This is a genomic window from Flavobacterium araucananum (genome assembly GCF_002222055.1).
Classification (GTDB): domain Bacteria; phylum Bacteroidota; class Bacteroidia; order Flavobacteriales; family Flavobacteriaceae; genus Flavobacterium; species Flavobacterium araucananum.
On the sequence record NZ_MUGS01000017.1, the window covers coordinates 66,050 to 82,849 of the forward strand.

Below are 16,800 nucleotides of genomic sequence, written 5' to 3' on the forward strand. Positions count from 1 at the left end.
TAACAAATTAACAATTAAACGGTTAAACAACAAAACGATTAAACAGCAACAAGAATATGCCACTATATACAACGCAGCCGCTAAAAATATACAATTCGCTTTCGGGCGAAAAAGAAAATTTCAACCCTATTCATGAAGGAAATGTTGGAATGTATGTTTGCGGACCTACGGTTTATAGCAATGTACACTTAGGAAATGTTAGAACTTTTATGTCTTTTGACGTGATATTCAGGTATTTTTTGCACCTGGATTACAAAGTTCGTTATGTTCGAAATATTACTGATGTGGGACATATTGTAGATGATGTGGATGAGGGTGAAGATAAGATCGCTAAAAAAGCACGTTTAGAGCAACTTGAACCTATGGAGGTTGTACAGCGCTATACGGTAGATTTTCATGATATCCTGAAATCTTTCAACTTTTTGCCACCAAGTATTGAGCCTACTGCTACGGGACATATTATTGAACAAATAGAAATAATCAAAAAAATTATTGATACCGGAATTGGCTATGAAGCCAACGGATCTGTTTATTTTGATGTTGTAAAATATAATGAAACCAATAATTACGGAGTTTTAAGTGGCCGAAATATCGAAGATATGCTAGCCAATACCCGTGATCTTGATGGTCAGTCAGACAAAAGAAACCCACAGGATTTTGCGCTCTGGAAAAAGGCAGAACCACAACATATCATGAGATGGCCTTCGCCGTGGAGTGATGGTTTTCCGGGTTGGCATCTTGAATGTACTGCTATGAGTACTAAATATCTTGGTAATCATTTTGATATTCATGGTGGCGGAATGGATTTAAAATTCCCACATCACGAATGTGAAATTGCTCAAAATGAAGCTTGCACGGGTCAATCTCCGGTAAATTACTGGATGCACGCCAACATGCTGACTTTGAACGGAAAGAAAATGGCCAAATCAACCGGAAATAATATTTTACCGGGCGAAATTTTAAGCGGAGAAAACACGATTCTAAGCAAGGCTTTTTCTGCATCTGTAACTCGATTTTTTATGTTACAGGCACATTACCGAAGTATCCTGGATTTTTCTGACGATGCTATTGTTGCTGCCGAAAAAGGATACAAAAGACTGATGGAAGCTGTTGATGCCCTAGCAGGTATTTCTGTAAGCGCAACAAGTTCTATTGATATCGAATCCTGGAAACAATTGTCTTACGATGCCATGAATGACGATTTTAATACTCCAATTTTAATCGCTCAATTATTTGAGGCTGTTCGTTATATCAATTTATTAAAAGAAGGAAAAGAGACTATCTCTGCCGAGGATCTAAAAACATTTACAGCTGCAATTAATGCTTTTGTTTTTGATGTTTTAGGTCTAAGTGACGACAAAGCATCTGATAGCAACAACGACAAACTAGAAGGTGTTGTAAACATGCTTATCGGGATGAGAAATCAAGCGAGAGCTGATAAAAACTTTGCCCTTTCTGACCAGATTCGTGATCAGTTGATTGCTTTAGGCATTCAGTTAAAAGACGGAAAAGAAGGCACTAGCTTTTCAATATAATCAATTCATTTTCTAATAAATCATGAAAGTAATTACTCCATTTGTTTTATTAGTTCGCTTTTATCAAACTGCAATTTCGCCTTTTACACCGGCGAGTTGCAGGTTCGAGCCTACTTGTTCGTCTTATATGATTCAAGCTTTGCAAACTCATGGATTGTTTTATGGCGGTTATCTGGGAATGAAACGAATTTTAAGTTGCCATCCTTGGGGAAAAACCGGTTATGATCCCGTTCCCGAAAAGAAATGTTCACATAAACATTAACTTTTTATAAAGAGGAACTTTACTTTAAATTTTTATTTTTACAACTCAAAAAACAATTTTATATATGGCACTTTCCACAAATATCATTTGGAATCCTTCAGAAGGAATCGACTTAGGATTTTTTATGATTCGTTACTACAGTTTAATGTTCGTAATTGCTTTTGGTTTAGGCTGGTTTATAATGAAACAGATTTTCGAACGCGAAAATGAACCAATCGACAAATTAGACTCTTTATTTGTATGGACAGTTTTAGCCACATTAATAGGTGCCCGTTTAGGACATGTTTTTTTCTATGATTGGGAATATTTTAGAAATCATTTACTTGAAATTTTCTTACCGGTTAAATTTGAACCAAAATTTGAGTTTACAGGTTTTCAGGGATTAGCGAGTCATGGTGCAGCAATAGCTATTATTGTAGCAATGTATTTTTACAGTAAAAAAGTACTACAACGTCCATTATTATGGATTTTAGACCGTGTTGTAATTCCAGTTGCGAGTGGTGCTATTTTTGTTCGTTTAGGAAACTTTTTTAATTCTGAAATTATAGGACAACAAACTAACTCAGCCTTTGGGATTCGTTTTTTACATGATCAGTTCAGTAAAGCCGAAGCTGTAAATGCCACTAATATTGCTGACCCAAAAGCAGCTTATACTGCCATTGCAACAGATCCTAAATTTGCTACTCTATTGGCAGAAGTTCCTGCAAGACACCCAACTCAATTGTATGAAGGGATTGCCTATATTTTTGTTTTTGCAATTTTGTTTTTCTTGTACTGGAAAACTAATGCAAGACTTAAATCAGGTTTATTGTTTGGATCGTTCCTTGTTCTTTTATTTGTAGTACGTTTTATTGTAGAGTTTGTAAAAGAAAGTCAAGGCGGATTTGAGAATGAATTGGGCACTTTCTCAACAGGACAATGGTTGAGTATTCCGTTTATCATTATCGGGCTTTTCTTTATCATCAGAGCGCAAAGAAATCCGTTGGCAACATCTTAAAAAAAATACAATCCAAAATATAAAAAATGCCCAATACTTTACCGTATTGGGCATTTTTATTTAGAGACCATACGAAATACCAATTTCGATATTTCTGGTATTATAACCTGCGTTTTCACTGTTTAATCCTGCATTGGACACATGCCTGATACTTGGGCGAAGATCAAATCTAAATTGATCTACCTGAGCTGAAACTCCAAGTGCCAAAACATCGGCAAAAGCAAAGCCATTCGTCATGCGTTCTGTTTCAGTATCGGTAATCATTGGTCCGATACTGCCTAAAGCGTAAACCGAAAATATTTTACCAATTGGTTTTCTAATTAAAAAACCCAGATTTAAAACATATTCGTGAACATCTTTCAACTTTGTATATTGTTCTCTTTTACGAATATAATCCGGCGTTTCAGGTTTTACAAAATATAAATTAAGCAATTGGTGTGTTGCAAAATTAACTTCTGGCTGTACTACTATTTCAAACTCAAAATGTTTCGTTTCTTTTACTCGATAGTACAATTGAAACTTATAAAACTGGTTGGTAAAAGTGTAGTTTTTATTAGGAAACTCACTGCCTAAACCATAATTAAAACCAATAGCAAAATTATCATTTTTATGCTGTGCAGAAGCTCCGGATACAACCAGAAGAAACATTATGACAAATAGTAATTTTCTACTCATAAATACGCCTTTAAACACCTTAAATATAGCACAAAAAAAAGATCCAACTTTCGCTGGATCTTTTTTTATTATATTAAACCTGCAATTATGCCTGTTTGTGTTTTTCTTCGATTGTATGTTTCTCATCACTTGAAATCGTGTCTACCAATACCGGCGTAGCGATAAATAATGAAGAATAAGTTCCTACAACAATACCAACTAACATCGCGAAGATAAATCCTCTAATTGATTCTCCACCAAAAATAAACATTGTCAACAATACAATGATCATCATTAATGACGTATTCAACGTTCTTGATAATGTAGTATTAATAGAAGCATTTACGATATCTTCAAAAGTACCTTTACGGTTACCGATGATAAATTCTCTAACTCTGTCAAATACAATTACGGTATCATTCATAGAATATCCAATAACGGTAAGAATTGCAGCGATAAAGTGCTGATCCATTTCCATGTGGAAAGGCATGAATTTATAACATAAAGAGTAGATCCCTAATACAAAGATAACGTCATGCGCTACAGCTGCAATTGCACCTAATGAATATTGCCATTTACGGAAAGATACCATTAAGTATAAGAATATAGCTGCCATTGCACCAAGAACTGCCCAATATGAGTTTGTTTTGATATCCTCAGAGATAGAAGCTCCAACTTTAGAAGATTGTAAAACTCCAACTCTTTTACCGTCGAAAGTATTCGTGAATTTGTCATAACTAACGTTAGTGAAATATTTCGCTAATGCATCATATAATTTTTTGTTCACTTCTTCGTCAACAGCAACACCGTCTTCTTTGATTTTGTATTTGGTTGTGATTTTTAACTGATCATCATCACCTAAAATTTTAGCTTCAACAGGAGTACCAAAAGCAGCAGATAATTCATCTGAAACTACTGTAGCATCTACTGGTTTTTCAAATTTAACCTGGAATGTTCTACCTCCAACAAAATCAACACCTTCATCTAATCCGTTAACAAAGAAGATAGAGATTAAACTTACTACAACTACAATTGAAGAGAAGATGTAAGTGAATTTTTTGATTTTAATAAAGTCAAAGTGGAAATTAGTAAACCAGTTTTTAGTAATGTTTGTAGAGAACGTTAAATCAGCTTTTCCAGCAATGTTTCTGTCGATAAAAATTCTAGCGATAAAAATTGATGTAAACATTGAAGTTACGATACCAATAAGCAATGTTAAAGCAAATCCTTTAATTGGTCCTGTTCCAAAAATAAACAAGATAGCTCCAGTTAAAACGTGTGTTACGTTTGCATCTATAATAGAACGCATTGCACCGTGCCATCCGTAAGATGCAGCAACTGCTTCTGATAAAGATTTACCTTCACGTAATTCTTCTTTTGCTCTTTCAAATATAATAATATTCGCATCTACCGCTGTACCCAATGTAAGTACGATACCTGCAATACCTGGTAATGTTAATACAAAACCAAAACTTGCCATAATCCCGAATAAGAAAAGTAAGTTCAATAATAAGGCAAGGTTAGCATACCAACCTGCTTTACCATAATAGAATACCATCCATAAACAAACTAATAAAAATCCTAATACTGATGAAATTGTACCTGCATCAATTGCAGCCTGACCTAAAGATGGCCCTACAACAGTTGATTGAATAATATCAGCAGAAGCTGGTAATTTACCTGCATTTAATACGTTTGCTAAATCTTTAGTTTCAGCTACGTCAAAAGAACCTGTAATTTCAGATCTTCCACCTGCAATTGGTCCACTGGTAACACCCGGAGCCGAGTAAACAATATCATCTAAAACAATAGCAATATAACTTTTTTGAGAAAAAGCTCTACCTGTTAATTCTTCCCAAACCTTAGCACCCTGACTGTTCATTTGCATAGAAACAGCTGGTTTTCCTAATTGGTCAAAAGTATCTTTTGCATCAGTAACAACACCACCGCTCATTGCTGGAACGTTGTCTCTGTTTCCTTTTAATGCATATAATTCTACAGCTTCAAGGCTTTTTCCTTTAGCATCTTTAATAGTAGTTGGTTTACTCCAAACAAATTTTGCATTGTGTTGGTCAGCAGCCAATAAAACTCTGATGTCTGCTCTTTTAAAATATGCGTTTACAACTGCAGTATCTTTTGGAGCAAAATAACCTAAAACTGGTCCACCACCCTGACTTAACATTTTGTCAAATAATGGATTGTTTCCTTTTTTAGTGTCAACTGAATCTTTAGCATCTGTTAATAAAGCATTCAATGAATCTTTAGCAACAGTTTTAGTTTCTGTTTTCTTGATTTCAGTCTTTTTCAAAGCCTCATTAGAAGCCATTAAAAAGTTACCAATTTCTTCTACTTTATAAGTTTCCCAGAACTCTAATTGAGCTTTTCCACCTAATAATTTTTTAATTCTATCAACATCTTTAGCACCTGGAAGCTCTACTAAGATTCTTCCTGTTTCTCCTAATTTTTGGATGTTTGGTTGTGTAACACCAAATTTGTCGATACGCTCTCTTAATACTTTGTAAGCACTTTCAACAGACTCATCAACTTTTCTTTTGATTACTTTTTGAACTTGTGAATCAGACATTTGAAAATCGATTCCACCTTCTCCTTGTAAACTTCTGTTTGCAAAAATATCTGGTGATGCTAATTTTACAGTTCCGTTTGAATTCGCTTCAAAAGCTTCAAAAAACTTACTTAAATAAGTTTTGTTTCCTTCTAAATTTGCAGACGCATCAGCTAATGATTTATTAAATACCGGATTTTTAGAATTGTTTGCTAATCCTTTTAAAACATCTTTAATAGAAATTTGAAGAATCACGTTGATTCCTCCTTCTAAGTCAAGACCTTTATTTAGTTGTTTGTTTTTTACTTCATTATAAGTAAAATCCGAGAAACCAAGATTGAACACTTTTTCTTTACCAATAGAGTCTAAATATTTTAGCTCTTTGTCAGGATTATCTCCTGCAAAAGCTTTAGCCTCACTTTTGACATTATTTGCCACAAAAGTGAACGAAAGTTGGTAAATACTTACCAATGCAAATAGAATTGCGAAAAATTTAATAAGTCCTTTATTCTGCATTATTACTAAAAATTAATTATGTTTTATTGTTTATTTTTGTTTTAAAGTCCCATAAAATAAGCCCTGACATGAGTTTTTAAAACTAAAAAATCGAGATCACGAATTACAACATTTTTTTTTAACCGAGCAAATATATAATTAACGAAAAGATTAACCAATTTATTTATTAATTAATCTCAAAAAAAAGACTGCAAAAGTGCAGCCTTTTCCTTTTTTTACGAAAATCGTTATACTAAAATCGATTTTAGAGCATCATTCATCCCTCGAACTGCATCTGCACTTTTTGCAAATAACGCTTTTTCGTGGTCATTCAATTTGATGTCCAAAATTTCTTCTACTCCGTTTTTACCTATTATACAAGGTACTCCTATACATATATCATTTTGACCGTATTCTCCCTCAACAAAAACAGAACATGCAATCATTTTTTTCTGATCGTTTAAAATACTGTCTACCAAGAAAGCAACAGATGCTCCCGGCGCATACCAGGCAGATGTCCCTAAAAGACCTGTAAGAGTAGCTCCGCCTACCATTGTATCAGCAGCTACTTTTTGCAATACTTCTTCTGAAAGAAACTCAGTAACCGGAATTCCGTTATAAGAAGCCAAACGTGTCAAAGGAATCATCGTGGTATCACCATGACCACCAATAACCATTGCAGAGATATCATTTGCAGGTTTATCAAGAGCCAGAGAAAGATACGTTCTAAAACGAGAACTGTCTAACGCTCCACCCATACCAATAATTCTGTTTTTAGGTAATCCTGTAGCTTTTAGAGCTAAGTAGGTCATAGTATCCATTGGATTAGAAACTACGACTATTATAGTATTTGGAGAAAATTTCAATACATTTTCAGCAACTGTTTTTACAATTCCTGCATTTATACCTATTAATTCTTCACGAGTCATTCCTGGTTTTCTTGGAATTCCTGATGTAATAACAACTACATCACTTCCGGCAGTTTTAGAATAATCGTTGGTTACGCCAGATACTTTGGTATTAAAACCTGTATTTGTCGCACATTGCATAATATCCAACGCTTTCCCTTCGGCAAAACCTTCTTTAATATCCAACAACACTACTTCGCTTGCAATTCCTCTATAAGAAATAACATCTGCACATGTAGCTCCAACATTTCCTGCTCCTACAATGGTAACTTTCATATTTTATACTTTATCGGTTATTAATTAATTTGTTTATTTGATAAATTGACAATTCGTTTAATCGTCTAAGTAAATTTAAACAATTAAACGAATTGGCGATTAAAATTTATTATGCATCGATATTAGCGTAAACTGCATTTTTCTCGATAAATTCTCTACGTGGTGGCACTTCATCTCCCATTAACATTGAGAAAACTCTATCAGCTTCTGCCAGACTATCAATAGTTACCTGACGTAAAGTTCTAAAGCTTGGATCCATTGTTGTTTCCCATAATTGCTCTGCGTTCATCTCTCCAAGACCTTTATAACGCTGAATAGCAGCACTTCCTCCCATTCGCTCATTCGCCTGATCGCGTTGAACATCATTCCATGCATATTCTTTTTTAGTTCCTTTTTTAACTAAATATAAAGGTGGTGCTGCGATATAAACGTGACCTTCTTCGATTAGTTCTTTCATGAAACGGAAGAAGAATGTTAATATTAAGGTAGAAATGTGACTACCATCGACATCGGCATCACACATGATGATTACTTTATGATATCTTAGTTTTTCAAGATTTAAGGCTTTACTATCTTCGGCAGTACCAACGGTAACTCCCAAAGCGGTAAAGATATTACGAATCTCTTCATTTTCGAATACTTTATGGTGCATTGCTTTTTCGACATTCAAAATCTTACCACGTAATGGCAAAATAGCCTGAAATGCACGATCACGACCTTGTTTTGCTGTTCCACCAGCCGAATCTCCCTCGACAAGGTAAACTTCACATCTTGCAGGATCCTGCTCTGAACAATCTGAAAGTTTTCCCGGCAATCCACCGCCACCCATAACGGTTTTACGTTGTACCATTTCACGTGCTTTTTTGGCAGCGTGACGGGCTTGTGCAGCCAAAATTACTTTTTGAATAATGATACGGGCATCATTTGGATTTTCTTCCAAATAATTTTCCAACATTTCTCCAACAGCCTGAGAAACAGGCGAAACTACCTCTCTATTTCCTAGCTTTGTTTTGGTTTGTCCTTCGAATTGTGGCTCTGCAACTTTTACCGAAATAATAGCTGTCAATCCTTCACGGAAGTCATCTCCCGCAATTTCGAATTTTAATTTATCCAACATTCCGGATGCATCGGCATATTTTTTAAGGGTTCTTGTCAAACCACTTCTAAAACCTTGTAAATGCGTTCCTCCTTCGTGTGTATTAATATTATTTACGTAAGAGAAAATATTCTCTGTGTAGCTTGTATTATAAATCAGGGCAACTTCAACAGGAATCTCTCCTTTTTCGTGATCCATGCTGATTACGTGAGAAATAATTGGCTCACGGTTACCGTCTAAATAACGAATGTATTCTTTAAGACCTTCATCAGAGTGAAAAACTTCTACTTTAAATTCGCCCTTATCGTCTACTTCTCTTTTGTCTGTAAACGTAATCGTGATACCTTTGTTTAAGTAAGAAAGCTCACGCATACGAGCTGATAAAGTATCATAAGAGAACTCGGTAGTTTGAGTAAATATAGTATTATCAGGATAAAATGTCTGGCGTGTACCTCTTTTATCTGTTTCTCCAATTTGTTTAACAGGATAAATTGCTTTACCTCTTTCGTATTCCTGCTCATAGATTTTACCGTCTCTAAAAACAGTAGATTTCATATGAACTGAAAGTGCATTTACAACAGAAACCCCAACACCGTGTAAACCTCCGGAAACTTTATAAGAATCTTTATCGAATTTACCTCCGGCACCAATTTTAGTCATTACTACCTCAAGTGCCGAAACACCTTCTTTTTTATGTAAATCAACTGGAATACCACGACCGTTATCTTCAACTGTTACTGAACCGTCTTCGTTTATTGCAACACCAATAGTATCACAATGTCCTCCCATCGCCTCATCAATAGAGTTATCAACAACCTCATAAACCAAATGATGTAGCCCTCGAACCCCCACATCTCCAATATACATCGATGGACGCATTCTTACGTGCTCCATTCCTTCTAATGCCTGAATACTATCTGCTGAATAATTGTTCTTCTTGATTTCTTCGCTCATATAATTTATTCTAAAAAATGTAATTATTGTCTAACACGCAAATATATAAAAACGCAAATTATATATCCGTTAAAATACGACTTAAAGCACTTAAGTTATTAACACAATTGTTTAAAAAATCAAAAAATAAATTCAAAAAGCCAACTTTAAATTCTAATTTTCCTAAATTCTAATTTCTAAAAATAAGAATAACATAAAAAAATCCGAAACAAACATGAAATGCCATTTCGGATTTTGGAATTTAAAAATTAAAAATTTATTCTTTTTTACTTTTTATTAAAGTCTCCGGCGTAAATCGACGTCATTTTTTCCAGACTTAAATACTTTCTCAAAACAGCATTTACTTCTTCGACTTTTAAGGTTTTTACTTTGCTTTCAAGCGTATCATAATCCTCAAGCGGGATTCCGTATTGAAGATAAGTATTTGTTAAACTCATCAGCGTATCATCGGTACCTAATCTTGTTTTTCGCTCATTTTGCCAGCTTACCAGATTTGATTTTAACTCATCTGCTGTAAAACCGTCTTTTAATGCTTTTGCAATTTCTTCTTTTGCAGCAGTTTCGACAGCTTTTTTCTTGGTTGGGTTTAGAAAAGCATAATAACTCCAAAATGCGACATCGCTGGTAATTGGAACATCGATAAAAGAACCTGCTCCATAACTTATTCCTTCTTTTTCTCTTAACCTCATTGGGATTCTGGCACTCAAAAATCCTCCGCTTCCTAATATTTCATTGGCCATAACAAATGCCGGGTAATCAGGACTTTTTCTATCCATCTTAAAACTTATTCTCCCCAGAGCAACTGCATTCTCTTTGTCCGGAGTAATTAAATCTTTATCTGACTTTTCGCTTTCAAAATAAGTAGGCAAAGCAAGTTCATATTTTGATTTAGAATTCCATTTACCAAAAGTGTTTTCTAAAATTTCTCCTGTAGATTTGGCATCCAGATCTCCTACTACAGTGCCAACACCATTATTCCCACCCAAAATATTGCTATAAAAATCAACTATTTCAGCTTGTTTTATCTTTTTAAAAGCATCAATTTGTTCCTGAATCGTCAGGGTATAAAAAATACTTTCTTTTGGATATTTTGTAGTTTGTCTGTTAATTTCTGTAAACGCAACTGATTGCGGATCATTAAGATTAGCTTCGAGATAGGTATTATATTCACTGATTGTTTTTGTTAATTCATTTTCAGGAAAAGTAGCATTAACAAGTAAATCACCCAAAATTGCCATTACTTCTTTAAAGTTTTCTTTGTAAGTGCTCACATTTACGGATAGGGTTTGTCTTGAATAATTAAAATCTATACTTGATTTTAATTGATCCAATCTGTCCTGAATCTGCTCTTTGGTTTTAGTCTTTGTTCCTGTTTTTAGCAATTGTGCCAATATACCACCGGCATTAGTTTTACCTTTTAAATCTTTTTCATTACTCACTTGAAATTTAAAACTCGCCTGAACTTTTCCGCCTTTTATTTCTTTTTTAATCAATCCGTATTTTGCACCATTGCTTAGTTTGCCTTCTACAAAATTTTGCTTTAAGTTTTTAATCGATGCTTCAAACGGAGCTGCTTCTTTTTCTAAAGCTTTTCCTTTGTACTCTTTTGTAAATGCCAACAATTGCTCATCTGTATATTCTGCCGGTTTTACCCTTTGCTCATCCTTAGACGGTATAAATACACCTACTGTTCTATTGTTGCTTCTAAAATATTTTTCGGCAACTCTTTGTATGTCTTCTTTGGTTAACTTTTCGATCGCATCACGATACAAAAAGCCAAGCCTGTAATCTCCTGCTCCAATAATTTCTGTAAGGTTTATAGCAAACGATACGGTATTATTTTTTACGCTTTCAATTTGTTTTATAATTTTAGCTTTCGCTCTGCTTACATCTTCGTCTGTATATTTTGTAGATCCTATTTTATCGAGTTCTGTTCTAACAATATCTTTTGTTGCTTTTACATCTTTATCATTAGGAACTGCAACGCCAAAATAAATATAACTTGCGTCTCTGGTTGTAGGTTGCCAAAAATAAATACTGGAAGCTTTTTGTGTTTCTACCAATGTTTTATACAAATAACCGGATGGATCTGCTGTTAAGATTTCTCCTAAAGCATCAATTGCTGCATAATCTTTATCTGCATAAGCGGCAGTATGATATACGGCTCCCACATTTTTACTGTCTCCTGCTCTGTTTAATTCTACATATTTCTCACCATCCTGAGCCGGTTCTATCGTATACGTTTTATCTAAAACACGCTTAGGTTTAGGGATTGCGCCAAAATATTGCCCTACATATTGCAATGCTTTTTGCTCGTCAAACTTTCCTGCAATGATTAGGGTTGAATTATCCGGCTGGTAATATTTTTCATAAAAAACTCTTAGTGTATTTGCTCTAACACGTTCTATATCTTCCTTACTGCCAATTGTACTTCTACCGTAGTTGTGCCACAAATATGCAGCAGATAGTATTCTTTCCTGCAAAACAGCATCCGGATTATTCTCGCCTATTTCGAATTCATTGCGTACTACCGAAAATTCTTTATCAAGATCTGTTTGCAAAATAGTTGAATTAACCATTCTGTCAGCCTCCATTTGGATACTCCACTTTAAATTTTCATCGTTTGAAGGGAAAATTTCATAATAATTAGTTCGGTCCAGCCAGGTCGTTCCATTGGCATTTCCTCCTTTATCTGAAAGCATTTTTTTGATATCACCCAAATTCTTAGTACTCTTAAAAAGCATGTGCTCCAGTAAATGTGCCATTCCTTTCTCGCCGTAACCTTCGTTTCTGGAACCTACATTGTAAACAATATTTACAATCATATTGCTTTGTGAAGCATCCGGAATCAGCAATACTTTTAATCCATTATTTAATGAATATTCCTTGACACCTTCAATATTTTTAATGTATTTTGGTGCTTCTGTCTTTTTTTGTGCATAAAGTAAGGGTTGTGAAACAAGTGAGCAGAACAAAATCCCACCTAATAATAAGTTTCTCATAGAATATATTTAAAGATTAGTTTATTTTTGGTACCCAAATATAGTATTTTTCTTAATAGGTTGCTTGACCTTAAAGTCCAATAACTAAAATTCTAAAGTTTAAATCACAAAAAAATCCGAAACCAACATTTGACATGTAGTTTCGGATTTTGTTATCGTTATCCAAAATTAAATTTTTGGATTTTATATTTTCTCTATTACTATTCTAAACGGCTACACTGGATTTTGCGGCTTCAAAATTACCTTCTAAGTGAGCGGCATTGGCTCTTCCGCTTGGATCCTGATTTTCCTGCCATTTCGGAATCCATTTTCTAACCGTATGTGCAGCGCTTATTTGCGGATAAAATTTATGAAAAATAGATCTGTAAAGATAGGCTTCTTTTGTTGTTGGCGAATTGTACGGAAACTCAGTACTTGCAGCTGCCAATTGCTCATCTGAAACCTGTGTTGCGCAATACTCGATTAATTGATCAATCCAATTGTATCCAACTCCATCAGAAAACTGTTCTTTTTGTCTCCATAAGACTTCGGTTGGCAAATACGGATTTTCTGGTGTATCAAATGCTTTTCTTAAGATATATTTTTCGACACTATCGTACTTTTTTGGCTGTTTCTCTTCTGGCTTGATGCGAATTGTAACATCCAAAAATTGCTTATCTAAAAACGGAACTCTGGTTTCGATACCGTTTGCCATTGTTGACTTATCGGCACGCAACAAATCGGCAGTAAATAATTTCTGAACTCTCTCAATCGTTTCTTTCTGAAATTCTTCTGTAGAGGGTGCATTTCTAAAATACAAATGACCGCCAAATACTTCATCAGCCCCTTCTCCTGAGAGAATTACTTTTACACCTTGGTCTGCTATTGCTTTTGATAAGAAATACATTGGTACTCCGGCTCTTACAGAGATAATATCATAAGTTTCGATATGATAAATTATTTTCTCCAGGATAGAAACACCTTCTTCTACGGTAAAATATACTTCATGATGTTCTGTCCCCAGAAATTCGGCTGCTTTTCTGGCTGCAATATTATCCGGCGAATCTGCATTTAAACCTATAGAAAAGGAATGTAATTTTTCACCTTTCTCTTTCAATAAACGAGCGGCGATTGCAGATAATAAAGATGAATCTAAACCTCCTGAAAGTAATACTCCCACAGGAACTTCGCTCATTAAACGCTTACTGGTAGCTTCTATTAATGTTTCGCGAATTAAATCCAGATCTAATACCTGATTCGCTTTTGTATAATCTTCGTATTCCGGATTGTAATATTTTACAAAACCAGTTTTGCCTGTATAATAATGTCCGGGAGGGAAAGTCGAAAATGATTTGCACTGATCTGCAATGGATTTCATTTCTGACGAGAAATAAATTCGTCCTCTTTCATCCAGTCCGTAATACAAAGGCTTAACACCTACTGCATCTCTGGCAGCAATATAATTATCCCCATCTATAATTACAAAAGCAAAATCACCGTCAAGCATATTGCAAAACTTGTATCCAAATTCTTCGTACAAATGCACAATTACTTCAGAATCTGATTTTGTTCTAAAGGTGTGTTCTTTTAAGACTGTTTCTTTTAATTCTTTATAATTATAGATTTCTCCATCATGAACCATCCAGGCTTTATTTGTTCCCTGAATAGGTTGCTTACCTGATTTTAAATCGATAATCGACAAACTTTCATGGCACATAATACTGCCATTTTCCATAATATGTAAATCACTCTCATCAGGACCACGATGCGACATTCTTGTAGAAAGCTCTTTTACGAGTTGCGGGTCTTTTCCTTTACCTATAACGGCTAATAATCCAGACATACTATTCTATTTTTTTTATTTTTTTTATTTTTTTGGTTACAACTAAACGATGCTAACCAATTACAACCTGATAACTTTCAGCTAAACTAAATATTTTTTTTTGCTTTTATGTAATAATACCACTACAATTTTGTTAATTTAATTTTATTTCAGCTAATGCCAAATATAAAAAAGAAACTTAAATAATTTTCAAAAAATATTTTTAAGTAGCTGAAATAACAGATTTTAACATTATAAGACAAGAAAAACGCTCTCAGTATTGAGAACGTCTTTCAAAATAATATATACTAATTCTAAAAATTCTTATTTAGGCCTTGGCATAAGCATCATCATGAACACTTGCTACGGCTCTTCCTGAAGGATCGTTCATGTTTTTGAAAGCTTCGTCCCACTCTAAGGCAATTTTTGTACTACAGGCCACACTTGCTTCCTGAGGTACACACAGTGCTGCTGCATCGCTAGGGAAATGTTCTGCAAAGATGGAACGATAATAATATTCTTCTTTAGACGTTGGTGTCTGCAATGGGAATTTAAATCTCGCATTTGCCAATTGCTCATCCGAAACTTCTTTGGCTACCACTTCTTTCAAAGTATCAATCCAGCTGTATCCTACTCCGTCTGAGAATTGCTCTTTTTGTCTCCAGGCTACACTTTCCGGCAACATATCTTCAAAAGCTTTACGAACTACCCATTTTTCCATTGGATGTTCTTTGTTGATCATTTTATCCTGTGGGTTGATGCGCATCGCAACATCCATAAATTCCTTGTCTAAGAAAGGTACACGACCTTCAATACCCCACGCTGCTAAACTTTTGTTGGCACGCAAACAATCGTACATGTGCAATTTTCCTAATTTACGAACGTTCTCTTCATGAAATTCTCTTGCATTTGGTGCTTTATGAAAGTACAAATAACCTCCAAATAACTCGTCTGCCCCTTCACCGGAAAGAACCATCTTAATTCCCATTGATTTAATAACTCTTGCCATTAACCACATTGGTGTAGATGCTCTAACCGTAGTTACGTCATATGTTTCTAAGTTGTAAATTACATCGCGAACAGCATCTAAGCCTTCCTGAATTGTAAATTTTATTTCGTGGTGAATTGTTCCAATATGTTTTGCTACAATTTGAGCAGCTGCCAAATCAGGAGAACCGTCTAATCCTACTGAAAAAGAATGCAATTGCGGATACCACGCATCTGTAGTATCATCTGACTCAATACGTTTTTGAGCAAATTTTTTGGCTACTGCCGATGTAATAGACGAATCTAAACCTCCCGAAAGTAAAACTCCGTAAGGAACATCGCTCATTAATTGTCTGTGAACTGCTGCTTCAAGTGCTTCTTTTATCGCAGGAATACTTGTTTCGTTGTCTTTTACTGCATCATAATCTGTCCAGTCTCTTTTGTACCATTGTACAAATTCACCGTCTTTGCTTGTCATATAATGTCCCGGAGGAAATAATTCAATTTTTGTACAATATCCTTCTAAAGCTTTCAACTCAGATGCTACATAAAAGGTTCCATGCTGATCCCAACCAATATACAACGGAATAATTCCCATGTGATCACGAGCAATAAAATACTCATCTTTCTCGACATCATAAATAGCAAATCCGAAGATTCCGTTCATTTCATCTACAAAGTGAGGACCTTTTTCTTTATAAAGTGCCAAGATAACTTCGCAGTCGCTTTCGGTCTGAAAGTTATATTTTCCTTCAAATTGTTTGCGCAATTCTCTGTGGTTGTAAATCTCACCATTTGCAGCCAAAACCAATTTTTTATCTTCGGTAAATAAAGGTTGTTTTCCTGAAGCTGGATCTACAATTGCCAAACGCTCGTGCGATAAAATTGCTTTATCATTGCTGTAAATTCCGCTCCAGTCCGGTCCGCGGTGACGAATGATTTTAGACATTTCTAATACTTGAGGTCTTAATGTTTCGGCTTTTTGCTTTAGATCAAAGGCACATACGATTCCACACATAATTATATATTTTTATTTTTTATTTAAATTTCTCTTTCTTATGGCAAAGATGCATTAATGGTTACAATCGAAAAACATAAATATTCATTTCAGTTATAATTTTAAACCATAAAATTGTTTTTACATATAAAATGTAAAATTTTAGTACAAAAAAAAGCCCTAAACTTAAAAATTTTAATTTCAGCCCTAAACAAAGCACAAAACACAAGGTTTTAAACCAATATTTGAATTAAGTTTTATGATATTTTAGAA

10 protein-coding genes are annotated in these 16,800 nt (G+C 34.6%); 3 read left to right on the plus strand and 7 right to left on the minus strand.

The genetic code is table 11. The features are described from left to right. The first annotated feature begins 56 nt into the window (after positions 1-56). The 3 genes from cysS to lgt all read left to right on the plus strand — a co-directional run bounded on the left by cysS (position 57) and on the right by lgt (position 2,794). Positions 57-1,535 (plus strand): cysteine--tRNA ligase, encoded by a 1,479-nt coding sequence (gene cysS, locus B0A64_RS11795; RefSeq protein ID WP_089479723.1) that lies wholly within the window; start codon positions 57-59, stop codon positions 1,533-1,535. A 22-nt stretch (positions 1,536-1,557) separates the two neighbouring features. Further along, entirely contained in the window at positions 1,558-1,797 is a 240-nt protein-coding gene (gene yidD / locus B0A64_RS11800; protein WP_089479724.1) for a membrane protein insertion efficiency factor YidD, read from the plus strand. A 64-nt stretch (positions 1,798-1,861) separates the two neighbouring features. Next, positions 1,862-2,794 (plus strand): prolipoprotein diacylglyceryl transferase, encoded by a 933-nt coding sequence (gene lgt, locus B0A64_RS11805; protein ID WP_089479725.1) that lies wholly within the window; start codon positions 1,862-1,864, stop codon positions 2,792-2,794. A 60-nt stretch (positions 2,795-2,854) separates the two neighbouring features. Here the strand turns inward: lgt and B0A64_RS11810 are convergent, their stop codons facing one another. The 7 genes from B0A64_RS11810 to asnB (B0A64_RS11840) form a co-directional block, all read right to left on the minus strand. Further along, positions 2,855-3,469 (minus strand): acyloxyacyl hydrolase, encoded by a 615-nt coding sequence (locus B0A64_RS11810; protein WP_089479726.1) that lies wholly within the window; start codon positions 3,467-3,469, stop codon positions 2,855-2,857. Between the two features lie 85 nt (positions 3,470-3,554). After that, positions 3,555-6,527 carry a protein translocase subunit SecDF gene (secDF, locus tag B0A64_RS11815; protein ID WP_089479727.1) on the minus strand — a complete coding sequence of 991 codons (2,973 nt, stop codon included), beginning with the start codon at positions 6,525-6,527 and terminating at the stop codon, positions 3,555-3,557. A 227-nt stretch (positions 6,528-6,754) separates the two neighbouring features. After that, positions 6,755-7,690 carry a malate dehydrogenase gene (mdh, locus tag B0A64_RS11820; RefSeq protein WP_089479728.1) on the minus strand — a complete coding sequence of 312 codons (936 nt, stop codon included), beginning with the start codon at positions 7,688-7,690 and terminating at the stop codon, positions 6,755-6,757. 109 nt (positions 7,691-7,799) lie between these two features. Further along, positions 7,800-9,740, minus strand: coding sequence for a DNA topoisomerase (ATP-hydrolyzing) subunit B (gene gyrB, locus B0A64_RS11825; protein WP_089479729.1), 1,941 nt, complete (start codon positions 9,738-9,740; stop codon positions 7,800-7,802). 266 nt (positions 9,741-10,006) lie between these two features. Beyond that, a complete protein-coding gene (locus B0A64_RS11830) occupies positions 10,007-12,742 on the minus strand; it encodes a M16 family metallopeptidase (RefSeq protein WP_089479730.1) in 2,736 nt (911 codons plus the stop codon). A gap of 205 nt (positions 12,743-12,947) precedes the next feature. After that, a complete protein-coding gene (gene asnB, locus B0A64_RS11835) occupies positions 12,948-14,564 on the minus strand; it encodes an asparagine synthase B (protein ID WP_089479731.1) in 1,617 nt (538 codons plus the stop codon). A 307-nt stretch (positions 14,565-14,871) separates the two neighbouring features. Next, entirely contained in the window at positions 14,872-16,548 is a 1,677-nt protein-coding gene (asnB, locus tag B0A64_RS11840) for an asparagine synthase B (RefSeq protein ID WP_089479732.1), read from the minus strand. Between the last annotated feature and the right edge of the window lie 252 nt (positions 16,549-16,800).